Annotated in this window: 20 protein-coding genes and 1 riboswitch; of the genes, 4 read left to right on the forward strand and 16 right to left on the reverse strand. The window is 70.8% G+C overall.

Features of this window, described 5'->3' with window-relative positions; genetic code table 11:
• Positions 1–108: 108 nt before the first annotated feature.
• From FHS29_RS14480 to FHS29_RS38115, 10 genes are all read right to left on the reverse strand, one after another.
• Positions 109–1,875: an ABC-F family ATP-binding cassette domain-containing protein gene (locus FHS29_RS14480; protein WP_184691147.1), complete on the reverse strand. Its 1,767-nt coding sequence runs from the start codon at positions 1,873–1,875 to the stop codon at positions 109–111.
• Between the two features lie 21 nt (positions 1,876–1,896).
• Positions 1,897–2,862, reverse strand: a complete 966-nt coding sequence (locus FHS29_RS14485) for a 4-(cytidine 5'-diphospho)-2-C-methyl-D-erythritol kinase (protein ID WP_184691148.1) — start codon at positions 2,860–2,862, stop codon at positions 1,897–1,899.
• A gap of 196 nt (positions 2,863–3,058) precedes the next feature.
• The gene (locus FHS29_RS14490) at positions 3,059–3,868 is read right to left on the reverse strand and encodes a MetQ/NlpA family ABC transporter substrate-binding protein (protein ID WP_184691149.1); all 810 of its coding nucleotides are present in this window, start codon (positions 3,866–3,868) and stop codon (positions 3,059–3,061) included.
• 32 nt (positions 3,869–3,900) lie between these two features.
• Positions 3,901–4,584, reverse strand: a complete 684-nt coding sequence (locus FHS29_RS14495) for a methionine ABC transporter permease (RefSeq protein WP_184691150.1) — start codon at positions 4,582–4,584, stop codon at positions 3,901–3,903.
• Positions 4,581–5,591, reverse strand: coding sequence for a methionine ABC transporter ATP-binding protein (locus FHS29_RS14500; RefSeq protein ID WP_184691151.1), 1,011 nt, complete (start codon positions 5,589–5,591; stop codon positions 4,581–4,583). Before FHS29_RS14500 ends, FHS29_RS14495 begins: the two co-directional genes overlap by 4 nt.
• 196 nt (positions 5,592–5,787) lie before the next feature.
• Positions 5,788–5,880: riboswitch (SAM riboswitch) on the reverse strand.
• Positions 5,881–5,969: 89 nt separating this feature from the next.
• Positions 5,970–6,851 carry a 16S rRNA (adenine(1518)-N(6)/adenine(1519)-N(6))-dimethyltransferase RsmA gene (rsmA, locus tag FHS29_RS14505; protein ID WP_184691152.1) on the reverse strand — a complete coding sequence of 294 codons (882 nt, stop codon included), beginning with the start codon at positions 6,849–6,851 and terminating at the stop codon, positions 5,970–5,972.
• A gap of 9 nt (positions 6,852–6,860) precedes the next feature.
• Entirely contained in the window at positions 6,861–8,303 is a 1,443-nt protein-coding gene (locus FHS29_RS14510; protein ID WP_184691153.1) for a resuscitation-promoting factor, read from the reverse strand.
• A 280-nt stretch (positions 8,304–8,583) separates the two neighbouring features.
• Positions 8,584–9,420, reverse strand: coding sequence for a TatD family hydrolase (locus FHS29_RS14515; protein WP_184691154.1), 837 nt, complete (start codon positions 9,418–9,420; stop codon positions 8,584–8,586).
• Positions 9,417–11,207, reverse strand: a complete 1,791-nt coding sequence (metG, locus tag FHS29_RS14520) for a methionine--tRNA ligase (protein ID WP_184691155.1) — start codon at positions 11,205–11,207, stop codon at positions 9,417–9,419. The genes FHS29_RS14515 and metG overlap by 4 nt, the downstream gene beginning before the upstream one ends.
• A 101-nt stretch (positions 11,208–11,308) precedes the next feature.
• Positions 11,309–11,737: a DUF397 domain-containing protein gene (locus FHS29_RS38115; protein WP_312864914.1), complete on the reverse strand. Its 429-nt coding sequence runs from the start codon at positions 11,735–11,737 to the stop codon at positions 11,309–11,311.
• A gap of 94 nt (positions 11,738–11,831) precedes the next feature.
• Here FHS29_RS38115 and FHS29_RS14530 point away from each other — a divergent pair, with 94 nt between their 5' ends.
• Together FHS29_RS14530 and FHS29_RS14535 are read left to right on the forward strand one after the other, a co-directional pair.
• The gene (locus FHS29_RS14530; protein ID WP_184691156.1) at positions 11,832–12,098 is read left to right on the forward strand and encodes a type II toxin-antitoxin system Phd/YefM family antitoxin; all 267 of its coding nucleotides are present in this window, start codon (positions 11,832–11,834) and stop codon (positions 12,096–12,098) included.
• Positions 12,086–12,499 (forward strand): PIN domain-containing protein, encoded by a 414-nt coding sequence (locus tag FHS29_RS14535; RefSeq protein WP_184691157.1) that lies wholly within the window; start codon positions 12,086–12,088, stop codon positions 12,497–12,499. Before FHS29_RS14530 ends, FHS29_RS14535 begins: the two co-directional genes overlap by 13 nt.
• On the opposite strand, the gene rsmI is transcribed toward FHS29_RS14535, so the two are convergent.
• Positions 12,486–13,331: a 16S rRNA (cytidine(1402)-2'-O)-methyltransferase gene (gene rsmI, locus FHS29_RS14540; protein ID WP_184691158.1), complete on the reverse strand. Its 846-nt coding sequence runs from the start codon at positions 13,329–13,331 to the stop codon at positions 12,486–12,488. The genes FHS29_RS14535 and rsmI overlap by 14 nt on opposite strands.
• Before the next feature lie 24 nt (positions 13,332–13,355).
• On the opposite strand from rsmI, the gene FHS29_RS14545 reads away from it, so the two are divergent.
• A complete protein-coding gene (locus FHS29_RS14545; protein WP_184691159.1) occupies positions 13,356–14,927 on the forward strand; it encodes a dolichyl-phosphate-mannose--protein mannosyltransferase in 1,572 nt (523 codons plus the stop codon).
• A 43-nt stretch (positions 14,928–14,970) separates the two neighbouring features.
• Here the strand turns inward: FHS29_RS14545 and FHS29_RS38660 are convergent, their stop codons facing one another.
• The 3 genes from FHS29_RS38660 to FHS29_RS14555 form a co-directional block, all read right to left on the reverse strand.
• Positions 14,971–15,114: a hypothetical protein gene (locus tag FHS29_RS38660; RefSeq protein WP_512700866.1), complete on the reverse strand. Its 144-nt coding sequence runs from the start codon at positions 15,112–15,114 to the stop codon at positions 14,971–14,973.
• 388 nt (positions 15,115–15,502) lie between these two features.
• Entirely contained in the window at positions 15,503–17,413 is a 1,911-nt protein-coding gene (locus FHS29_RS14550) for a serine/threonine-protein kinase (protein ID WP_184691160.1), read from the reverse strand.
• Positions 17,414–17,429: 16 nt separating this feature from the next.
• On the reverse strand, positions 17,430–17,990 hold the full coding sequence (locus tag FHS29_RS14555; RefSeq protein WP_312864915.1) for a TetR/AcrR family transcriptional regulator: 561 nt from the start codon (positions 17,988–17,990) through the stop codon (positions 17,430–17,432).
• Positions 17,991–18,052: 62 nt separating this feature from the next.
• On the opposite strand from FHS29_RS14555, the gene FHS29_RS14560 reads away from it, so the two are divergent.
• Entirely contained in the window at positions 18,053–18,760 is a 708-nt protein-coding gene (locus tag FHS29_RS14560) for an SDR family oxidoreductase (protein ID WP_312864916.1), read from the forward strand.
• A gap of 331 nt (positions 18,761–19,091) precedes the next feature.
• Here the strand turns inward: FHS29_RS14560 and FHS29_RS14565 are convergent, their stop codons facing one another.
• Together FHS29_RS14565 and FHS29_RS14570 are read right to left on the reverse strand one after the other, a co-directional pair.
• Positions 19,092–20,402, reverse strand: coding sequence for a carbohydrate-binding protein (locus FHS29_RS14565; protein WP_184691161.1), 1,311 nt, complete (start codon positions 20,400–20,402; stop codon positions 19,092–19,094).
• A gap of 142 nt (positions 20,403–20,544) precedes the next feature.
• On the reverse strand, positions 20,545–23,532 hold the full coding sequence (locus FHS29_RS14570; protein WP_184691162.1) for a UvrD-helicase domain-containing protein: 2,988 nt from the start codon (positions 23,530–23,532) through the stop codon (positions 20,545–20,547).
• Between the last annotated feature and the right edge of the window lie 9 nt (positions 23,533–23,541).

Here is a 23,541-nt window from a genome sequence, read left to right on the forward strand (position 1 = left end):
CCATACGGGGAGAACACGAAGACACGGGTCTGTGCGGCGCACGGCTCTCGGGAGCGGCAGGGAGGCAAGGCTCGGCGCGTGGCTCTCGGGAAGCGGGCGCGGTGGTGGTCAGCCTTCGGCTGTCTCGGCTGCCGCCATCCACTGGGCTTCGACGTCTGCCGCCTCGGCCAGCACGGCACGCAGTTCGGCATCCAGGGCCATCAACCGCTCGGGGTCGGTGGCCGCCTCCGCCAGGGCCGCGTGGAGGTTCGCCTCCTTCTTGTGCAGCACCTCCAGCCGTCGTTCCAGCCGCGCGAGTTCCTTGCGCGCCGCGCGCTGGTCAGCCGCGTTCGACTGGGTCTGGGTCTTGGCCGCGACGGGGGTCACCGCCTCGCGCTGCTGGTCGCGACGGCGCAGGTACTCGTCGATGCCGCCCGGCAGGTCGGTCAGGCCGCCCTCGCCGAACAACGCCACCACCTGGTCGCACACCCGCTCCACCAGGTAACGGTCGTGCGAGATCACGACCAGCGTGCCGGGCCACGAGTCGAGCAGGTCCTCCAGCTGCTGGAGGGTGTCGATGTCCAGGTCGTTGGTCGGCTCGTCCAGCAGCAGCACGTTCGGCTCGGCCATCAGCAGCCGGCACAGCTGGAGCCGTCGCCGCTCGCCGCCGGACAGGTCGCCCACCGGGGTCCACTGCTTCTGGGACGAGAAGCCGAAGCGCTCGGCGAGTTGGGACGCCGACATCTCCTGCTTGCCCAGCACGACCCGCCGCGCCACCTCCTCCACGGCCTCCAGCACGCGCATCGAGCCGTCCAGGTCGTGCAGCTCCTGGCTCAGGTGCGCGAGCTTCACCGTCTGCCCCTGGACGCGCTTGCCGGTGTCCGGCTCGCGCTCCCCGGCCAGCGCCTTGAGCAGGGTCGTCTTGCCCGACCCGTTCACGCCGACGATGCCGATCCGGTCACCCGGTCCGATCCGCCACGTCAGGTCGCGCACCAGGGTGCGGTCGCCGACGGTCAGGGTGACGTCCTCCAGCTCCAGGACGGTGCGGCCCAGTCGGCGCTTGGCGAACGCCAGCAGCTCGACGCTGTCGCGCGGCGCGGGGACGTCGGAGATGAGGGCCTCCGCCGCCTCGATGCGGTAGCGGGGCTTGGAGGTGCGGGCCGGGGCACCTCGGCGCAGCCAGGCGAGTTCCTTGCGGGCCAGGTTGCGGCGCTTCTCCTCGACGGCGTCGGCCAGGCGGGCGCGTTCGGCGCGGGCGAAGATCCAGTCCGCGTAGCCGCCCTCGTACTGCTCGACGCGGCCGTTCACGACCTCCCACGTGCGGGAGCACACCGTGTCCAGGAACCACCGGTCGTGGGTCACCACCACCAGCGCCGTCCGGCGGGCCAGCAGGTGTTCGGCGAGCCACCGCACGCCTTCGACGTCCAGGTGGTTCGTCGGCTCGTCCAGCACCACCAGGTCCAGGTCCTGCACCAGCGCGGCGGCCAGCGCGACCCGGCGGCGTTCGCCACCGGACATGGTGCCGACCGGCGAGTCCAGGCCGAAGCCGGTGATGCCCAGGCCGTCCAGGATCGACCGGACCCGCGGGTCGGCCGCCCACTCGTGCTCGGCGTCGAACCCGAGCGGGTCGATCACCGCGTTGCGCACGGTCGAGCCCTCGGCCAGTTCGGTGCGCTGGGTGACCACCGCCATCCGCAGGCCGCGGGTCTGGCTGACCCTGCCCTCGTCCGGCTCGGCGAGTTGCGCCAGCACCTCCAGCAGGGTCGTCTTGCCACCGCCGTTGAGCCCGACGACGCCGATCCGGTCGCCTTCACCGACCCCGAGGGACACCCCGGCCAGCAGCGGACGCACACCGAACGACTTGGAGACGTTCTCCAAGTTGACCAAGTTGGCCATCAACACACCTTCGTTGGGAAGTTAAGCGTGGACCTCGGGCGGCGTCGGCCGAGGCGCTTCCTCGGTCCCGATCACCCGCGCCCCGTGCACCGGCCCCTGCGCGACCCGGACCGTCCGGCAGACCCCGGCACCCGCCAGCTCGGCCGCCACCCGGACCGCCGAGTCGCCGTCCGTGCAGAGGAACGCGCAGGTGGGTCCGGACCCGGACACCATGCCCGCCAACGCGCCCGCGTTCACCCCGGCCCGCAGCGTGCGCCGCAGGTTGGGCCGCAGCGACACCGCCGCGGCTTGCAGGTCGTTGCCCAGCAGCAGGGCGAGCTGCCGGGGATCCCCCGACGACAGGCCCTCCAGCACGGCCTCCGCCGCGCCGACCCGAGGCGGGTCGCCCTCCGCCCGCAGCCGGTCGAGCTCGTCGAACACCTCGGGCGTGGACAGCCCGCGCCGGTCGAAGGCGAGCACCCAGTGGAACGTGTGCCGGGCGAGCACCGGGACGATCTGGTCGCCCCGGTCGGTGCCCAGGGCGGTGCCACCGTACAGGGCGAACGGCACGTCGGCGCCGATCCGGCCGGCCAGCCCGGCGAGCTCGTCGCGGCCGATCTCCAGTCGCCACAGCGAGGTCAGCCCGACCAGCGTCGCCGCCGCGTCCGCGCTGCCGCCGGCCATGCCGCCCGCGACCGGGATGCTCTTGCGGATCGCCACCCGGACCTTGGGGTCGTCGGGGTCGCGCCCGACGTGCTCCGCCAGCACCCGCACCGCCCGCCAGGCCAGGTTGGACGGCCCGGTGGGCACCGAATCGGCGCCCTCCCCGCGCACCTCCACGCCCGGCTCGTCGGCGATGGCGACCGTCACCTCGTCGGTGAGGGACAACGCCTGGAAGATCGTCACCAGGTCGTGGTAGCCGTCCGCGCGCGCCTCGCCGACCGCCAGGTGCAGGTTGACCTTGGCCGGGACGCGGACGGTGACCGGGGGTGGGACTACGGCGAGCACGCCATGAAGCCTACGGGCGTCCGCCAAGTCCTCGCTCCCACCCGCCCCTCACCAGCGGCGGAGCACCGAAGCAGGCGTGTCTCCGGGACCGGCCGGACCACCCCGCCGGAAGCCCGGCGGGCGCGAACGCGGCCGTGCCCCCCGCCGGGGTTCACACCACGACGGAGGGCACGCCCGAGAGATCACGCGGAAGACGTCACACGGACAGCACGGAACCCGAGAAGGTCTCCTTGATGTAGTCCTTCACCTGCTGCGACTGGAGGAGCTCCAGCAGGTCCTTGATCCGCTTGTCGTCCTTCAGCTCGGCCCGCGTCACGAGGCCGTTCGCGTTCGGGTTGCCCTGGGACTTCTCCAGCGCCAGCGCGTCCGTCGACGGCTTGAGGCCGGCGTCGATCGCGTAGTTGCCGTTCACCACCGAGGCGTCGGTGTCCTCCAGCGACCGGGGCAGCTGGGCGGCCTCCAGCTCGACGAACTCCAGGTTCTTCGGGTTCTCCGCGATGTCCCGGATGGTCGCCGTCTTCTCCGCGCCGGCCTTCACCTTGATCAGGCCGTTGTCCTGGAGCAGGCGCAGGCCGCGGGCCTCGTTCGTGGCGTCGTTGGCCACCGCGACCTTCGCGCCGTTCGGCAGGTCGGTCAGCTTCTTGTGCTTCTTGGAGTACACGCCGAGCGGTTCGAGGTGGACCGGGCCGATCCACTCCAGCTTCGCGCCGCTCTCCGCCTTGAACGTCTCCAGGTACGGCACGGTCTGGAAGTAGTTCGCGTCCAGCGAGCCGTCCACCAGCGCGGTGTTCGGCTGCACGTAGTCGGTGAACTCCACGACCTCGATCTTGAGGCCCTTGTCCTTCGCCAGGTTGTCCGCCACGTACCTCAGCACCTGGGCGTGCGGGACGGGGCTGACGCCCACCTTGAGGGCCGCGTCCGGGTCGGAAGCGGCACCGCCGGTCTGGCCGCTTCCGCAGCCCACTGCGGTCAGCAGCACGGCGACGAGGGCAGCACGAATACGCATGGGATTTCCTTAATCACTGAAAACGGCGGAGGTCACACGGAGGCGTGCCGGCGGCGGTCGACGCCGCGCGCGACACGGTTGGAGATGAACTGGATCAGGGTGGCGATGACGGCCAGCACGACCACCGTCGCCCACAGGTAGCGGTCGTTGAACCGCTGGTAGCCCTCGCGCACCGCGAGGTCGCCGAGGCCGCCGCCGCCGACGACGCCGGCCATCGCCGAGTAGCCGAGCAGGGCGATCGCGGTCACGCCGATCGCGTTGACCAGCGCGGGCAGCGACTCGCGGAGCAGCACGCTGCGCACGATCCGCAGGGTGGAGGCACCGGTCGTGACCGCCGCCTCCACCACCGACACGTGCACTTCCGACAGGACGTTCTGGACGAGCCTGCCGACGAACGGGATGGCGCCGACCGCGAGCGGCACGATGGCCGCCGTGGGTCCGATGGTGTGGCCGAGCAGCAGCCTGGTCAACGAGGTCAGCAGGACCAGCAGCACCAGGAAGGGCATCGAGCGGCCGAGGTCGACCACGAAGCCGACCAGCTTGTGCACCAAGGGCCTGGGCCGCAGCCCACCGGGAGCGGTGAGCTGCAACCAGACGCCGAGGGGAGTGCCGAGCAGAACAGCGATCAGGGTGGAGACGCCCACCATGTACAACGTCTGGCCGGTCGCGACCAGCGTGTAGTCGAACACGGTGGACCAGGGTGTGGCAGACCTCACGCAGCTACTCCCTGAGGACCGGCCAGCGTCCGGCGCACCGCGCCACCCGCCTCCGCGATCCACTCCAGCGCCGAGTCCGCCCGCTCACCGTTCAAACCGACCCGGAACCGCGCCACCGGGGTCTCGCCGAGCCGCGTCAGGCCGCCGCCCAGCAGGTTGAGCTCCACCCCGAACCGGCTGGTGGCCTCGGGCAGCAGCGCGCCGACGGCCGCGAAGCCGACCAGCACCACGTCCGCGACCCGGTCGTAGGCGCCTTCGGCGGCCGGGTTCTGGTCCACCGCGGGCAGCAGCGAGGCGGCCGTGCGCGAACCCGCGTCCGCGACCAGGTCCAGCACCTTGCCGTGCTCGACCACCCGCCCGCCGTCCAGCACCGCCACGTCGTCGCAGATCTTCCGGACCACGCCCATGTCGTGGGTGACCACGAGCACCGTCACGCCCAGCTCGGCCCGCGCCCGGTCCAGCACGGTGAGCACCGAGCCGGTGGTGTCGGGGTCCAGGGCCGAGGTCGGCTCGTCGGCCAGCAGCACCGACGGGCTGGCCGCCAGGGCGCGCGCCACGGCGATCCGCTGGCGCTGGCCGCCGGAGAGCTGGTCGGGGTACGAACCCGCCTTGTCGGTCAGGCCCACCAGGTCGAGCAGTTCGGCGACCCGGGTCCGCCGCTGCGGTCCGGGCACGCCGGCGGACTCCAGCGGCAGCGCCACGTTGCCCGCGGCGGTGCGCTGGCGCAGCAGCGAATCCCCTTGCGGCACAACGCCGATCTGCCGACGGGCGGCGCGCAGCGCGGGGCCGCCCAGGGAGACCAGGTCGGTGCCGTCGACGCGGATCGCGCCGCTGTCGGGCCGCTCCAGGAGGGCCACGCACCGGGCCAGGGTGGACTTGCCCGCCCCGCTGGGGCCGACGACGCCGAGGACGGTGCCCGCGGCGACGTCCAGGTTCACGCCGTCCAGCGCGCGAACCTGACCGGTACTCCCGGGGAAGGTCTTGGTGAGGTTCTCAACAGTGATCACGTTTCGCTCCACGACTGCACGCGGCAGCGCACGCTCGTGGCGTGCGCGTCCGAAAGCCAGCTCGAAAGGGTGTCCGGAGAGGACGGCGAGGACTCGAAAAAAGGCGCCTAGGCGGAGTAGCTGCGACAGCCCGAAACGGTGCGGCGGCCGTGGTCGACGACTCGCCTGCGTGTGAGCAGCATCCTGGGCACGTGATCCTCCATCGATCCTGGCTGAAGCACCTGCCTCCATGGGGAGGTGGTTGCTGCGGCGTCGTAGAGCCAGGTCTCTCGGCCGCTCGGGATGGCAGCACGAGTACACCTGACGCACCGGCTCGAACGCAAGCTTGTGCGAGGATCGTTCGTCAAATCACACTATCGGCCGAAAGATCATCGGCCGTTACGGTGAACAAACCTCGGCTATCCGGATGAATTCGCCGACCGCCAATTGCTCGCCGCGGGCGCCCGGATCGACCCCCGCCTCGACCAGCAGCCGCTCCGCCTCGGCGGCCGAGCCCGCCCACCCGGACAGCGCGCCCCGCAGCGTCTTGCGCCGCTGCGCGAAAGCCGCGTCCACCAACGAGAACAGCACCTTCTTGTCCACTGTGGACAACGGCTCGTGCCGGGTGAACGCGACCAGCGCGGAGTCCACGTTCGGCACCGGCCAGAACACCGACCGGGACACCGGACCGGCCCGCCGGGCGTCGGCGTACCAGGCCAGTTTCACACTCGGCACCCCGTAGACCTTGCTGCCCGGCCCGGCGGCCATCCGGTCGGCCACCTCGGCCTGCACCATCACCAGCCCGGTGCGCAGCGACGGCAGCTCGGCCAGCAGGTGCAGCACCACCGGCACCGCCACGTTGTACGGCAGGTTCGCCACCAGGGCGGTCGGCTCCGCCGGGAACCGGTCGGCCGTGACGCGCATCGCATCGGCCTCGACGACCGTGAGCCTCCGGGCGAGGTCCGGCGCGCGTTCGCCCACCGTCCGCGGGAGCTTCGCCGCCAGCACCGGGTCGATCTCGACGGCCACCAGCTCGCGGCACGACGGCAGCAGCGCCAGCGTCAGCGAGCCCAGCCCGGGACCGACCTCCAGCACGACGTCGTCCTCGGCGAGGTCCGCCACCGACACGATCTTGCGCACCGTGTTCGGGTCGTGCACGAAGTTCTGCCCGAGCTTCTTGGTGGGGCGGATGCCGAGTTCGGCGGCCAGCCGACGAACGTCGGCCGGCCCCAGCAGCGCACTGGCGCTGCCGGGGCCGGCCGAGGACGGAGCTCCAGTCACAGTCAGAAGTTACGGCAGGCCCAGCTTCTGCCGGCAGTGGGGCCAGGCCGAGTAGCCGCCGCGCGCGTCGCGCAGCTTGGTCGCGACCGCGATCTGCTGCTCGCGAGAGGCCTGGTGCGGGTACGCGGCGTACTGGCTGCCGCCGTAGGCGTCCCAGGTGCTCTTGTTGAACTGGAGGCCGCCGTAGTAGCCGTTGCCGGTGTTGATGGCCCAGTTGCCGGTCGCCTCGCACTGCGCCAGCCGGTCCCACACCTCGCCGTCCGGCGGGAGCTTGGTGCCGACCTTGACCTTCTTGGCCTTCGGCTCCTTGGTGACCTTCGCGCCCAACTTCTCGCGGTTGATCTCCTTGCCGTTCTTGATGGTCACCCGGTAAGTGACGATCTGCTCGCCGGCCTCGCCCGGCTCCAGGACCTCTTTCTGGCCCTTCGGCATCGAGCCGTCCGGGATCTCCTCGACGGCCGGCTCGACGGCCTCCGTCGCGTTGACCACGGACACGCCCGTGCGGCTGATGTGGACCTCGGCGCCGTCGGTGATGCGCAGGTCCGCGGCGGTTTCGAGCTTGTCCTCGGGGCCCAGGGCGAGGTTCTGGGTCTTCATCAGCTCGTCGACCGTCACCGCGGTCGTGGTGATCCGCTTCGGCTCGTTGCCGCCGTCGTAGACGGTGACCGTCTTGAGGCTCTTGACCTCCAGCGAGAGGCCGTCGAGCGGGACGGCCATGCCGCGGTCGTGGGAGAGCCACGCGCCCTCGTCGTCGACCTTGAGCTGGTCCAGCGCCTCGTCCACGGTGACCGAGCGGACCCAGCCCTCGCGCTGCTCGCCGTCGACCGTCATCTTCACCAGCCGGCCGCGGTCCAGCGAGATCTTCCCGCCGTCGCCGACCTTGGCCTGGGGGGACGGGCTGAGCGCGTCGTGCTCGCCGACCGTGATGCCCTCGTCGGCGAGGATCTCGCCCACCGTGGACTCGTAGGTGCGCACGGTGGTGGCTTCGCCGTCGACGTCGACCGTGACGGACTTGTCCATCGCGATGGCGGTGGCCCCACCGCCGGAGATGGTCACCAGCACGGTGGCGACCGCGGCCTTGAGGAAGCGGCGCTTCCACTTCCCGGCGGCTTCGACCAGGGCGGCGGGCGGGGCGCTCGGCTGCTCGGCGGCCAGGCTGCCCGCGACCCGGTCCTGGGAGACCTCGTCCGGGATGATGATCGGCGGGAGGAGCGTGGTCTCGGCGTTGATCAGCCGGATCAGCTCGTCGACGTCCACATCGGCGCTCGCCAGCAGTTCGTCCGCGTCAGGTCCGAGGACCTCCAGGACGTCGTCCGGCGTGATGCTGAAAACCGTGGTGTCCCAGTCGGACCAACCGGACTCCGGCCTGTCCAGCACGTCGACGGCGGTGGGTGGCGCCGGTGCGGGCTGCACGGGAGTAAACCAGTCGGTGTCCTCGTTGAACGAGTTCACGGGGTTCCATACCTCCTGAAGGCGCGAAGCCGCGCTTCACGCACGTTAGGTGTCGGCGGTCAGCTAGTGATCTCCGGCATCTCCCGCTACGTGTTCGTCTTCTCGCTTCTGGTGTGTAACCCGCCCCGACTGCGGGCTGCGCCCCCTCAGGACTGAACTCGGGGCACGGTCACGGGACCGTAACGGGTGCGCGGGGGTTGTGCAAACACCCCTACTGGCGTTGTGAAATCAGTCACCCGCCCAGCGGAGCAAGGGTGTCGGCCATTTGTCGTAAGGAGCATCACGAACCCGCCTGGTCACGAAGTCCGAAGACCCGTTCGGCGTTTCGGGTGACAGTTGACGCAAGTTCGGCCGATTCCACCTGACGCAGGGTCGCCAGGTCGCGCAGCGTGTAGTTGGCGCAGTACGGCTCGTTCGGCCGTCCCCGGAAGGGGTGCGGGGTGAGGAACGGCGCGTCCGTCTCCACCAGCACGTGATCGGCCGGGGTCCAGGCCGCGGCCTCCCGGAGGGCGTGCGCGTTGCGGAAGGTCGTGGTGCCCGCGAACGACAGCACGAAACCCCTTTCCACGCACGCGCGCGCGAAGGCCAAGTCGCCGGAGAAGCAGTGGAAGACCACTGTGGACGGCGCGCCTTCCTCGTCCAGGATCTTCAGGATGTCGTCGTGCGCGTCCCTGTCGTGGATCATCAGCGGCTTCCCGACGCGCTTGGAAAGCTCGATGTGCCAGCGGAAGGCGTCGTGCTGGGCGGCCGGCGGCGAGTAGTCCCAGTAGTAGTCCAGGCCGGTCTCGCCGATCGCCACGACCCGCGGCTGTTCGGCCAACCGGGACAGTTCCGCCCGGTCGGCGTCGGTGAACGCGGACGTCCGGGTCGGGTGCAGGGCGACCGCCGCGAACACCCGTTCGTCCCAGGTGGACGCCTCGGCGGCCCAGCGGGCGGCGGCGAGGTCGTCCGCGACCGTGATCACCCGGTCGACGCCCGCCGCGTTCGCCCGGTCGAGCATTTCCCTTACCTGGTCGGGTGTTTCCGCCCCGCAGGCGTCGAGGTGGGTGTGCGCGTCGACCACCGGGACCGGAAGTGCTTCCGGGACCGGTGGCCGTTCGCCTCCGCGCTTGCTCACGTCACGATCGGGGCCCACTCGGGGCCGTTCTCCGCCAGCTCCGGGTCCAGTTTGGCGAACAGCGGCGCGGGCTTGGCCAGCGGGCGGCCGACTTCGATCGGCGTGGACGCCCAGCGGGCCTGCTCGGCCGCGTAGTCACCGGTCAGCACCGGGTACTCGCGCTCCGGCACGTCCAGGTCGGTGACCTCGTTGACCTGCGGCTGCGCCGACCACACGCCGGTGCCGCCGAGCGCCTCGTGCACCTTCTGCGCCGAGTGCGGCAGGAACGGCGTGAGCAGCGTGTTCGCGTCCTGGACGACCTGGAGCGCGGTGTGCAGGACGGTGTCCCGGCGCGCCGGGTCGTCCTTGAGCTTCCACGGCTCCTGCTCGGACAGGTAGCGGTTGGCCGCGCCGACCACCTTCATCGCCTCGCCGGAGGCCTGCTTGAACCGCGACCGGCGCAGGTTGGCGCCCACCAGGTCGAACGCCCGCCGGCTGAGGCCGAGCAGGTCGTGGTCGGCCTGGGTCAGCGCGGTCGGGGTCGGCACTGCGCCCACGTTCTTGTGCGCCATCGAGATCGACCGGTTGACCAGGTTGCCCCACTCGTTGGCCAGCTCGAAGTTGGTCCGGCGGACGAACTCGTCCCAGGTGAAGTCGGTGTCCTGGTTCTCCGGGCCGGCCACCGAGATGAAGTAGCGCAGCGCGTCCGGGCCGAACTCGCGCAGGAAGTCCGTCACGTAGATGACGGTGCCGCGCGAGGTGGAGAACTTGGAGCCGCTCATGGTGAGGAACTCGCTGGAGACGACCTCGGTGGGCAGGTTCAGCGGGCCGAACGCGCCCGGTTCGCCGCCCTTGGCGCCCTGGCCGTTCTGACCGAGCAGCAGCGACGGCCAGATCAGCGAGTGGAAGACGATGTTGTCCTTGCCCATGAAGTAGTAGCCCTGGGCGTCGCCGGTCCAGAACTCCTTCCAGGCGTCGTCGTCCCCGCTGCGCCGGGCCCACTCGACGGACGCGCTCAAGTACCCGATGACCGCGTCGAACCACACGTAGAACCGCTTCAGCGGCTGGTCGCGCCACCCGTCGAGCGGGATCGGCACACCCCAGTCCAGGTCGCGGGTGATGGCGCGCGGTCGCAGGTCCTTGATCAGGTTCCGGCTGAACTTGAGCACGTTCGGCCGCCACTCGGTGCGGGTCTGGAGCCAGCCGCCGAGCGCGTCGATGAACTGCGGCAGGTCCAGGAACAGGTGCTCGGTCTCGACGAACTTCGGCACCTCGCCGTTGATCCGGGATCGCGGGTTCTTCAGGTCGATCGGGTCGAGCTGGTTGCCGCAGTTGTCGCACTGGTCGCCGCGCGCGCCGTCGTAGCCGCAGATGGGGCAGGTGCCCTCGATGTAGCGGTCGGGCAGCGTGCGGCCGGTCGACGGGCTGATCGCGCCCATCTCGGTCTTGGGGATGACGTAGCCGTTGCGCCACAGGGCGAGGAAGAGGTCCTGCACGACCTTGTAGTGGTTGCCCGTGGTGGTCCGGGTGAACAGGTCGTAGGACAGCCCGAGCCCTTGCAGGTCTTCCGCGATGACCCGGTTGTACTTGTCCGCGAGTTCGCGTTCGGTGAGACCTTCCTTCTCGGCCTGGACCGAGATGGGGGTTCCGTGCTCGTCCGTGCCGGAGACCATCAGCACCCGGTTCCCCGACATCCGCATGAACCGCGAGAAGACGTCGGAGGGGACACCGAACCCTGATACGTGACCGATGTGACGCGGGCCGTTCGCATACGGCCACGCCACCGCGGTCAACACGGAGGCACTCATGTGTTAAGCCTACGGAGGGGGCGCCACCTGGTTTTCAGCGGCTCGCGGTTGCGTCGGGGTGAGCCGTGCCGTTCAGCCGGACGAGCGAGGCCCGGCCGCGGCTACCGGGCCAGGCGAGCGGTCAGGGCGCGCCAGGCGGTGGGCGAGAAGGCCAGCCGACCGGCGTGCGGGTTCTTCGAGTCACGTGCCAGGACCGTGCCGGGGGTGAACGCCACCTCTACGCAGGCTCCGTTGTTGGTGCTGTAGCTGCTCTTGAACCACCGGAGCCTGGACAAGGCTGCCTCCCGACCTAACCGGCGTTGGCGGAGACCTTCAGGTACGACAAAGGTCTGCTGCGGCGACATGGCGACTGTCTGCAGGTTCTTCATCGCCATTCTATAAGTCTGGACGTAGTCCGGATCCTGCACGTAGACGGCGCCATCAAGGCGTCCGGATGACCCGAGCTTCGTGACGTAGGACATGGAGTTCGAGGAGTCGCGCAGTGCGGTGCCCCGGTCGGAGGACGGCGGGACCTGACTGTCGACGAGCACGGACGCCCTGCCGGCACGTCACCGACTCCTTGGCGAAGCCCGACCGGTCCGGCTCGACCGTGACTGGATAATCAGATTCTGATAGTCTGAGACCATGAAGGAGATGGCGGCGTCCGAGGCGTCGCGCAACTTTTCCGCTGTACTGGACGAAGCCGAGCACGGTGAAACGATCGTGGTCACGCGGAACGGTCGGCGAGTCGCAATGATCACCCCCGCTCCCCGGGCCAACGGCAAGTCACTTCGCGAAGTGTTCCGCCGGTGGCAGGACCACACTGGGTTGGATGCCAAGTTCGAGGCCGACGTGACTCACGCGCGCGATCTGGCGGCTTCCGATTTGGATGAGGACCCGTGGCGCGACTGATCCTCGACACGGGCGTGCTGGTCGCGGGCGCACGGGGAAAGCTCGACTTGGCCGCCATCACGGACGAGGACGATGTGGCACTGCCGGCCATCCTGCTCGCCGAATACCTGACCGGAGTCCTGTTGGACGACGATCGCGCACGCCGAGCGGTACAGCGCGCATTCTTGGACGACGTGTTGTCAACCGTGCCGATCGAGGACTACACCTCGGCTGTCGCCGAGCACCATGCGGCGCTGCTGGCGCACGTCAAGCGGACAGGCTCACCGCGCGGTGCGCATGATCTCGTCATCGCGGCCACGGCGCGCGCGACGAACCGCACTCTGGTGACCACAGACAGCCGTGCCCGCTTCGATGAGCTACCGCAGGTCGAAGTCCGGCTGGTCGAGGTCAGGCGCCGCTGACCACGGCGTCGTACAGGGCCTTCTTGCTCACCCCCGCCGCCGCCGCCACCTCCGCCGCCGCCGACTTCAACCGCTCCCCATCGGCCACCCGCTGCTTCACCTCGGCGATCAGCGACTCCATCGACGGCCCCTCACGGGCCTCCGCCGGCGCGAGCACCACCGTGATCTCGCCCCGCACCCCCTCCCCGGCCCACTCGGCCAGCTCACCCAGCCCGCCGCGCTTCACCTCTTCGTAGGTCTTGGTCAGCTCACGGCACACCGCCGCCCGCCGGTCGTCCCCCAGTACCGCCGCCGCGTCCGCCAACGTCGCGGCCAGCCGGTGCGGGGACTCGAAGAAGACGCACGTGCGCGGTTCCGAAGCCAGTGCGGCGAACCAGCGCTGCCGTTCACCCTGCTTGCGCGGTGGGAAGCCCTCGAAGCAGAACCGGTCCGACGGCAGCCCGGAGACGGCCAGCGCGGTCGTCACGGCGGACGGGCCCGGCAGGCACGTCACCGTGATCCCCTCCGCCACGCACGCCGCCACCAGCCGGTAGCCCGGATCGGACACGCTGGGCATCCCGGCGTCGGTCACCAGCAGCACCGTCTGCCCCGCGTGCAGGGCCTGCACCAGACCGGGCAGGCGACTGGTCTCCACCTGGTCGTAGAAGCTGATGACGCGCCCGCTCAGCGTCACGTCCAGGGCGGCGGCGAGGGAGCGCAGCCGCCGGGTGTCCTCGGCCGCCACCAGGTCGGCGGTCCCGAGGGCGTCCACCAGGCGTGGTGAAGCGTCTCGGATGTCGCCGAGTGGAGTAGCGGCCAGCACCAGACGGCCTGATCCCGATACAGGTCTCACACCCTTCACCCTACGATCGCCCTCGTGAGCCTGATCGCACCGCAGTCCGCAGACGACGTGGTCGACGTCGGGGAGCTGCCCCCGACCAGCCCGCCTCCGGGCAACGACCGCGAACAGCGGGCCAAACAGCTCGAACCCGGACCGCTGTCGGGCGCCCTGCGCGGGTGGCTGGTCACGCTGGCCGTGGCACTGGTCGGCGGCGTGGTGCGGTTCTGGAACCTCGGGTTCCCGACCGACAAGGGCACGCCGATCTTCGACGAGAAGCACTACGTGCCCCAGGCGGCGCAGGTGCTGCGCAACGGCGGGTACGAGGACAACGCCGGCTACGAGCTGATCGTGCACCCGCCGCTGGGCAAGCAGCTCATCGCGATCGGCCAGTGGCTGTTCGGCTACGACGGCGTGGGCTGGCGGTTCGCCGCCGCGCTGGCCGGGACGATCACGATCCTGCTGGTGGTGCGCATCGCGCGCCGGTTGACCAGGTCGGACCTGCTGGCCGCGATCGCCGGCGTGCTGCTCATCGCGGACGGCATGACGCACGTGCAGTCCCGGATGGGGATGCTGGACAGCTTCCTGGTGTTCTTCGTGGTGGTGGCGTTCGCGTGCCTGGTGGTGGACCGCGATCAGGTGCGGTCGCGGCTGGCCGTGGCGGTGCGCGAGGGCTGGGTGGACAACTCGGTGTTCGGGCCCTCCCTCGGGTTCCGGTGGTGGCGGTTCGCGGCCGGTGTCGCGCTGGGCCTGGCGTGCGGCGTCAAGTGGTCGGGTGCCTGGTACATCGCGTTCTTCGGCGTGCTGTCCGTGGTGTGGAGCGCGACGGCACGTCGTTCGGCGGGCGTGCAGCGGCCGTGGCTGGGCACGTTCGCCAAGGACCTGCTGCCGTCGCTGTTCTCCCTGGCGCTGATCCCGGTCCTGGCGTACCTGGCCACCTGGTGGTCGTGGTTCGCCAGCGAGACGGCGATCGACCGGCACGTGGCGGGCGTGAAGATCCCGCAGGACTCGTGGATCCCGGAGCCGTTGCGGGCGCTCTGGTACTACAGCGGCAACGTGCTGGACTTCCACACCAAGCTCGTCACGTCCGACACCAACCGCCACCCGTGGGAGTCCAAGCCGTGGACGTGGCCCATGGGCCTGCGCCCGATGCTCTACTACTACGAGGGCTCTCAGACCGGCTGCGGCGCGGCGACGTGCATCGGGGCGATCATGCTCGTCGGCACGCCCGCGATGTGGTGGCTGGCGTTCCCCGTGCTGGCGTGGGCGCTGTGGAAGTCGATCGCGAAGCTGGACTGGCGCTACGCGGCCGTGCTGGTCGGCTACGGCGCGGGCTTCCTGCCCTGGTTCACCAACGTGGACCGGCAGATGTACTACTTCTACGCGATGCCCATGGCGCCGTTCCTGGTGCTCGGCATCGCGCTGGCGCTGGGCGAGGTCATGGGCTCGGCATCCGCCGGTCAGGAACGCCGGGGCACCGGCCTGCTCGCCGTGGCCCTGTACGTGGGGCTGGTGGTGGCGAACTTCGTGTGGCTCTGGCCCATCCTGAACGGCATACCCATCACACCGGAGATGTGGGAAGCCCAACGCTGGCTCCCGTCCTGGCGGTGACCTCGGGGCCCGGCACTCGGTGACGCCGAGTGCCGGGCGCCGATCAGCCCGGCAGTTCGGTGAGGACCGGCTTCCGGGTGCTTTCGAAGATGACCGGACTGCGGAAGCTCAGGACTTCGCGACGTTCACTCAGGCGGTGGATGAGGAACTCGTAGAGGTGTTCCAGGTCTTGGACCGCGACGTGGATGAGGAAGTCGTCGCCCGCGCACGTAGGTCGCCAGGACCTCCGGCAAGCCGGTCAGCGCCCCCTTGAAGTTGTCGATCACCGCATGGCTCAACGGCCGCACGCGGCAGGCCACGAAGGCCTCCACGGGGCGGTTCAGCGCAGCCAGGTCGATGTCCGCAGTCGCTGCCGAATTAGGTTCGGCGACGGCCGAAACAGGGCGGTCGGGTGGCTGGCGTCGGACCGAATCCCACCCGATCAAGTGAACGGACCAGCCCTGTGCCGCCTACCAGGATCGCCCTCGTGCTCGCGTGCTGCCCGCCTGGTTCAGCGCACGGCACCGTTCAGCGCACGGCACCGTTCAGCGCACGGCACCGTTCAGCGCACGGCACCGTTCTTCGCACGTGACCGTTCAGCGCACGGGACGGGTCGGCGGCTCCGGCCGGTCGATCAGCCGGGTCACCGGGCCTTCCTTGCTCACGCCCGCCTGGGACAGCCACGACCCCAGTTCCGCCCGGATCGACGCCAGCGAGGGGCGGCGCTTCGGATCCCCGTCCAGCGCCGTGGTCAGCAGCCGGTGGTGGGCGCTGTGCTGGGGCAGCTTCACGCACGGCTCACCCTGCGCGGCGGCCATCAGCGACGAGATCGGGTTCTCCCGCGACCCGCGCGGCGGGTGGCCGGTCAGCGCGTAGCTCACCGTGGCGGCCAGCTGCCAGGCGTCCGACGCCGGGCTGGCCGCCTCGCCGCGCGCGGTCTCCGGGGCGAGGAAGTCGGGGGTGCCGACCATCATCCCGGTGGCGGTGAGCGTGCTGTCGCCCTTGGACCGGGCGATGCCGAAGTCGATCAGGTGCGCCGTGCCGCTGCCGTCGACGATCACGTTGGACGGCTTCACGTCCCGGTGCAGCACGCCCCGCTCGTGCGCGGCGGCCAGCGCGTCGGCCATGTTCACCCACAGCCGGGCGGCCAGCTTGTCCTGGAGCAGCCCGTTCTTCAGCACCACGTCGGACAGCGGCTGCCCGTCGATGTACTCCATCACGATGGCGAGCCCGTCCGGGTCCTGCACGATGTCGAACACCCGCACGCAGTTCGGGTGCCGCACCGCCGCCAGCGCCCGCGCCTCGCGCAGCATCCGCTGCTCGGTGTCGTTGTCCGGGGCGTGCGCGAGCTTCACCGCGACCGTGCGGTCGAGCTGGGTGTCCACGGCCAGCCACACGGTGCCGAACCCGCCGCGCCCCAGCTGCCGGACGCGCCGGAACCGACCGCCCGCAGGGTTCCACACCTGGCCGGAGTCGGACGGGTTCGGCGCCGGCGTCGCGGCCCCGGCGCCGGCACCGGGGCCGAACGGCAGCGGTCCGGGGGTGTCCGCGAGCTTGGCCGGCTGCTGCTCCACCCGTGTCGGCCGGGGCGGCTGCTGGTCGGCCGGCGACACCTCGGCGATCCGCGTCGGCGGGTACTGCCGGGGCTGCACCGGCGTCTGGACCGGCTTCTGCACCGGCGTCTGCGGCAGGTTCGGGTTGTACGGCGGCACCGGCCGGTACGGCGGGACCTGGGCCGGCTGGTACGGCGGCGGCTTCGGCGGACCCTGGTAGGGCGGCGGGTTGTGGCGCGACGACGCGGCGGGCGGCGACGAGGAGGCCGGCGTGCCGCGGTCCCGGCCGGGGCGGTTCAGCATGGCGGTAGTCAACCCGAAAACCCGCACCACCAGTGAGCCGATCAGCGCAACCGGGAAGAATCCGAGCAGCAGGTGGCCGACCAGCGTCACGGGCAGTGCCGAGGTGGCTACCAGCAGGACCACGAACGGCGGCCAGAACACCCGGCGCGGCCAGTTCGGACCGAGCCGGAACGCCGAACCCGCTTGCAGCATCACGAACAGCAGGCTCAGCAGCGCGAGCACGGCGGTCGACAGGCCCACGTAGAAGTACACCGTGCCGGGCCCGTCGTTGAACGCCGTGATGATCGAGGGCGCACCCACCAGGTACTGGCCCTGGGTGAACACCCGGCACGGCGACTCGGCCAGCGACTGCGCGCCGTCCAGCGAGCTGGTGCGCAGGGCGTTGAACGAGCCGGAGAACAGGACCCAGGGCAGCACCAGCGTGCCGGTCACGCCCAGCACCGCGAAGATCGCCCCGGTGACCGGGCCGTACGAGTTGCCGACCACCCGGCGGACGATGATCGACAGCAGCGCGGCGACCGTCGGCAGCACGCCGATGGACGCGCCCAGCGCCGTCGTGGTCCACGCCCAGTCGCCGGGGCAGAGGGGGACGCCGGTCCAGCCGTGCAGCCACGCCAACAGGGACTCGGCCAGCTCCACGCCCTCCACCACCCCTTCTCGTCGACTCTCAGGGTACGGGTGCGGGCCATGCCGACATGGCCGCACGTGCAACGTGAGCGAGTTCTTCCCGGGTCGCACCGTCGCGGGCGAGGCAGGACATCCCGCGCACGGTCACGGCGACGAACACCGCGAGCCCGTGCGCGTCCACGTCCCGCGCGAGCACCCCGGCCGCGATGTCGCGGCGGATCTTGGCCTCCACCACGTCGATGGCGGCGGCACGCAGCTCACCGAGTTCCGGCGCGCTGAGCACGAGGCAGCCGCGCGGGTGTCCGGGGTCGGTGTACTCGGCGGCGGCTTCGCGCAGGATCCGTTCGACGGCGGCGCGGGCGGTCGGCTCCTCCTCGATGGCGCGGGTGGTGAACGCGCCGTAGGTCCGCTGGTACCGCTCCACGACCTCGGCGAACAGCGCCTTCTTGTCCCCGAACGCCGCGTAGAGGCTGGGCGGGTTGACGCCGGTGAGCTTGGTCAGGTCGGCGACCGAGGTCGCGTCGAAGCCCGCCCGCCAGAACGCGCACATCGCCTGGTCCAGCACTGCCTCCGCGTCGAACCCACGTCTGCGCCCCGCCACGCCACCATTTTATAACGACCGCTACAGTCAATTCTGTAACGTCCACTACAGAAGAGGTAGACGTGAAGACGGCACTGGTGACGGGCGCGAGCAGAGGCATCGGGCGGGCGATCGCGCTGCGCTTGGCGAGGGACGGGGTGCGGGTCGTCGTGCACTACGCGCGGGACGCGGAGGCCGCCGAGGAGGTCGTGTCGCTCGCGGGCGGCGGCGCGTTCGCGGTGCGGGCGACGCTGCCGGACGAGATCGACGCGCTGTTCGAGCCGCTGACCGAACTGGACATCGTGGTGAACAACGCGGGCATCGGCCTGTCGAAGCCGATCCCCGAGGTGACCGCGGAGGAGTTCGACGAGGTGTTCGCGGTCAACGTGCGGGCACCGTTCTTCGTGGTGCAGAAGGCCCTGCCACTGCTCCGCGACGGCGGGCGCATCGTCAACATCTCGTCCGGCGTGACGCGCATCCCGTTCCCGGAAGGCATCGCCTACGCCATGACCAAGGGCGCCCTGGACACCTTCACCCTCAGCCTGGCCGCCGCACTGGGACCGCGCGGCATCACCGTGAACACCGTCGCCCCCGGCGTGGTGGACACCGACATCAACGCCGCCTGGCTGCGCGACGACCCGGCCGCCCGGTCCGCCGTGGCGGGCTGGTCCGTGCTGGGCCGCGTCGGCGAACCGTCCGACATCGCCGACGTGGTGTCCTTCGTGGCCTCCGACGACGCCCGGTGGGTGACCGGCGCGTGGCTGGACGCGACGGGCGGCTCGCACCGGTAGACACCGGATCGCGGCCGGTCCACCGTCCGCACGCGGTCGACCCGGCCGGAATCGGCCGGGTCGCGGGAGAGGTGCACCGGACCGGTCGGACTCGGCTGGCCGGAAGGCCGCGGAAGCCGGGTACCGGCCGATCCGGGAAACCCGCCGGCGGGTCTCGGGTGCCCCGCCCGGAGGCGGTCGAGACCCGCGGGCACCTGACCGCGGTGGAGCCGGCCAGGGAGGTAAGTGGGGGCGGGGCGCCTCCGCAAACGCCCCGTCATCCCCGGTAGACGCGACGGAGAAGGGGGGCCCGACGCGAATCGGACCCCTCCCCCGCGCGTGAAGCTTGCCGCTAGCCCACGCGCTCCCACAGAGCGGGCACGGCAGGCGGATCCCAGCCTGGTTGGGACGTGTGCCCCTGCAAGCACCTGTACCCGGCGCCGTCGTACGTGACGTTGGAGCCGGCCGCGTACGCGACGCCTGGCTGCCAGGTCGTGCCACCAGGGTTGCTGGTCGTCGTCGTCGGCGAGGTGGGACTGGTTGTAGTGCCGCCGCCGTCGATGACCAACTGGAGGCTGTAGGCCTGGAGGATCGGGTTCACCGGCTGGAAGTACGTGGTGCCGCCGGATGAACAGTTCCCGGAACCGCCGGAGGTGACGCCCTGGGCCTGGTCACCGGAGAGCCACGAGCCGCCCGAGTCGCCGGGTTCGGCGCAGGCGTTCGTGCGGGTAACTCCGGAGATGGTGCCTTCGGGGTAGGTCACGGAGGTGTTCTTCTGCTGGATGGTGCCGCAACGCCAGCCGGTCGTGGAGCCGGACCGGCAGATCGAGGCGCCGACCGCCGCCTCGTTGGAACCCTTCACCGGCACCGTGCCGGGGTAGCGGTTGACCAGGCCGCGCATGGTGTTGCCCGCGCTGACCCGGACCCACCCGTAGTCGCGGCCGGGGAAGGTGGACCCGGCGAAGGTGCCGCTCGGCTGCGTGGTCGTGGTGCCGACCCGGCCGCAGTGGCCGGCGGTCACGAAGCCGCCGTTGACCGAGAAGCCCACCGAGCAGCGACCGCCGCTGCCCATGTAGTACGCGTTGCCGCCGATCACGTCGATCAGCGCCCGCGGCTGCTCGGTCGACTGCTCGAACCGGACGTCGGCCTCGTCGACCCCGCTGGCCTTGGCGAACGCCTTGGCGCTGTCGACGTTGCGGGCCAGCACGACCAGGTCGTTGGTCTTCACGTCGACGAACCAGGCGGGCACGTCCTTGGGCGCGTTCGGGTTGGCGTCCAGCTTCGCCTTCAGGGCGTCGAGCTGGATCTGGCTGCGCTTGACCACCTTGGGCGTCGCGCCGGCGTCCTTGACCGCCTGGATCTGCGCCTGGTCGGTGACCGCGACCACCAGTTCGGTGGCGTCGTCGTTCAGCCAGGCACCCGCGTAGCCGGCGCCGAGCCGGGACTTCAGGGTGCTCTCGGTCTGCGTCGCCTTGGCTTCCCGGACGAGGCGTGCTCGCGCCTGACCGGGCGTGATCTTGAAGTCACGTGCCATCGCGGCGATGACACCGCTCTCTTCTTGCGTTGGTGGTGGACCGGCGGTCGCTGTGGTGGCCAGAGTCGCTGCCACACCGGCAGCGCTCAGGACCGCCACGGCGACAGCGGCGGCAATGCGTCGAGTCATCCGTTGTCTCCTTGCAGGGGTGGTGACACGGGATGCGGGGCCGTGCGGACGACGCTAGCCGGCTGAGGGAGATGGCGGATATGCCAGTAGAGTCATATCGCCGGCTTATGGTCCAGTCCACTTGTGATCTTGACGGGCGGCATCAGAGCAGGCTGAGCTGGGTGCCGCGCTTCTTCCGCTTCGGCTGAGCGTTCCCGATCCGGGTGAACTCTTGCAACGTTTCGAGGAACGGCGAGCGCGGTCGCCCCGCCGTGTGGCTGAGGAACAGGTGCCGTTGGGCGCGGGTCATCCCGACGAACATCAGCCGCCGCTCCTCGGCCACGTCGTCGTCCTCGGCGGCTCCGGGCCACCGCAGCGGCAGCAGCCCGTCCTCGCACCCGACGATGAACACGACCGGGAACTCCAGGCCCTTGGACGCGTGCAGGGTCAGCAGCGAGATCCGGTCCGCGCGCGGATCCCAGGTGTCCACCTCCACGCCCAGCGCCAGCGTCGTGTGGAACCGCTCGAAGTCCGAGCCGCACTCCACGGCCAAGGGCTTGAGCAGCTCGTACGCGGTGTGGTCCGCGCCCGCCACCGCGCGCACCCGTGCCGCCACCGAGTCCCCCGACGCGAAGCCGAGCTCGCGCACGATCCGGGACACGCCGGGCCGGTCCACCAGCCGGTCGTGCGAGCGCTTCTGGAACGGCAGGCCGGACTGCGTCAACGCGTCCACCAGCGCCCGCGACTGCCGGTCCGTCCGGTACAGCACCGCGAAATCGGAGAAACCCAGCCCCTGCGTGCCCTCGGACGCGGACACCCGGCCGCTGTCGAACGCGTGGAACGACGCGCCGCCGAGGACCTGTTCCACGGTCCGCGCCACGAACGCCGCCTCGGCCTGCTCCGACGCCGCGTGGTGCACACCGATCAGCGCGTCGCCGTGCTCGCCCATGGCCCGCAGCTCGCGTCCGGGCACCAGCGTCGACGGCGAGATGACCTGCAACGCGCCCGCGACGACCTGCGGGCTGGACCGGTAGTTGCGGGTCAGCTGGACCACCCGCGCGCCCGGGAAGTCCTCCCGGAACCGCAGGAAGAACCCCACGTCCGCACCGCGGAACCGGTAGATCGCCTGGTCCGGGTCACCGATCGCGGTCAGGTTGCCGTCGGCCGGCGCGAGCAGCCGCAGCAGCCGGTACTGCTGCTCGTCCACGTCCTGGTACTCGTCCACGGAGATCCGGCGGTACCGCTCGCGGTAGGCGGCGACCAGCGCGGGATCGCGCTCCAGCAACGACAACGGCAGCGCGATCAGGTCGTCGAAGTCGACCAGGTCCTGTGCCCGCAACGCCTTCTTGTACTGCTCGTCGCCCTCGGCGACCAGCCGCCGGGCCTCCTTCTCCGCTCCCGCGACGGATACCGCCACCTCCAGCTGCCGGTCTGGGTCCGCGATGCCGAACGACCTCGTCAGCCCGACCGCCTCGTGGTGCTCGCGCAGGATCCGCACGCCCAGCGAGTGGAACGTCGCCACGGTCAGCCGGTCGGCGTGCCCGGGAGCCAGCGCGGCCAGCCGTTCGGCCATCTCCCCGGCCGCACGACGGGTGAACGTGATGGCCAGGCACTCCTCCGGCGGAACACCGCGTTCGGTCACCAGGTGCGCGATGCGGTGCGTCAACGTCCGCGTCTTGCCGGTGCCCGGACCGGCGATGATGAGCAGCGGCCCGTCGTCGGACGACGCGGCGGCGCGTTGTTCGGGATCGAGCCCGTCGAGCAAGGACTTCGGTCCTTCGACGGCGCCCGGTAAGTCCACAAGGGACTCCGCCGGCGGCTCGGCGGACGCGGCCGGAGCCCGCGCCGGGGTCGGGGCCGGCTCGGCGGGAGCGAACTCGAACAGCGACAGGGACGCGCTGCGCCTGCTCAGCTCCCCCGGCTGGAACAGCCGGATCACCCCGTACTCGCCGTCGTACCCGGCGTCCCGCACCACCTCGCCGCGCCGCAACCGCCCGATGGCCTCGCCCAGCAGCGTCGAGTGCGCCGCGATGTCGTCCACCGGGACGTCCTGGAGGATCCCCAGCTCCGGCCCCAGCGCGGCGGTCAGCTTGTCGACCTCCGCCAGCACCTTCTTGCTCTTCGGTCCGGTGCCGACGATCTCGCTCATGATCTCCGGCAGCGGCACCAGGTTCCGGAAGCCGGCGGCGCCCTCGGGCCGCGAGCCCTCCGGCCGGTCGGCCAGCTCCTCCACCCGGCTGAGCACGCCGACCGTCAGCGGCTTGCCGCACTCCGGGCAGATCCCCCGGTGCGCCAGCGTTTCCCGGGGTTCCATCCGCACGCCGCACTTGCGGTGCCCGTCGACGTGGTACTTGCCCTCCTCGGGGAAGAACTCGATCGACCCGGCGTGCCCGTCACCGGTCTCCAGCGCCCGCTTCACCGAGTGGTAGTCCAACTCGGTGTCGAACACGGTGGCCTCCCGCCCCAGCATCGGCGGCGAGTGCGCGTCGGAGTTGCTGACCAGCCGGTACCGGTCGAGCCCGGAGACCCGCCAGTTCATCTCCGGATCGCTGGACAGTCCCGTCTCCACCGCGAAGACGTGGTCGGCGAGGTCGACGTAGCAGTCCGCGATCGCGTCGAAGCCGGACTTCGAGCCCAGCACGGCGAACCACGGCGTCCAGACGTGCGCGGGCACCAGGTAGCCGCCGCACTCCAGGGTGATCTCCAGCAGGTCGCGGGAGTCCAGGCCGAGGATCGGCCGCCCGTCCGACCCGATGTTGCCGATCCTGGCCAGCCGGCGGTTGAACTCCGCCGCCGAGTCCAGGTCCGGCATGTACACCAGGTGGTGCACCTTGCGGGTGCGGTCGCCGCGCTTGTAGATCGTGGAGATCTCCACCGACAGCATGAACCGCACCGGTGCGGCGGCCAGCGACGGCGGCAGCGTGCGGTCGATGTCCCGGTCCAGGTCCGCGCGCAGCCGGAACAGCCCGGGCTCGGCGGGAACCAGGTTCTCCCGCAGGTGGTCGTGCCACGCGGGGTGGGTGAAGTCGCCGGTGCCGACCAGCGAGATCCCCTTGCGGCGCGCCCACCAGGTCAGGTGTTCGAGGTCGCAGTCCCGGCTGCAAGCCCGCGAGTACTTGGAATGGATGTGGAGATCGGCCACAAAGTGCACCGGGCCGAT

The organism is Saccharothrix tamanrassetensis (genome assembly GCF_014203665.1).
Lineage (GTDB): Bacteria > Actinomycetota > Actinomycetes > Mycobacteriales > Pseudonocardiaceae > Actinosynnema > Actinosynnema tamanrassetense.

What these genes read in the sequence shown, in the direction of transcription:
- metG (WP_184691155.1), bottom strand. Translation starts at nt 11,207, where the DNA reads ATGAGTGCCTCCGTGTTGACCGCGGTGGCGTGGCCGTATGCGAACGGC.
- FHS29_RS14530 (WP_184691156.1), top strand. Translation starts at nt 11,832, where the DNA reads ATGAAGGAGATGGCGGCGTCCGAGGCGTCGCGCAACTTTTCCGCTGTA.
- FHS29_RS14490 (WP_184691149.1), bottom strand. Translation starts at nt 3,868, where the DNA reads ATGCGTATTCGTGCTGCCCTCGTCGCCGTGCTGCTGACCGCAGTGGGC.
- FHS29_RS14565 (WP_184691161.1), bottom strand. Translation starts at nt 20,402, where the DNA reads ATGACTCGACGCATTGCCGCCGCTGTCGCCGTGGCGGTCCTGAGCGCT.
- FHS29_RS14480 (WP_184691147.1), bottom strand. Translation starts at nt 1,875, where the DNA reads ATGGCCAACTTGGTCAACTTGGAGAACGTCTCCAAGTCGTTCGGTGTG.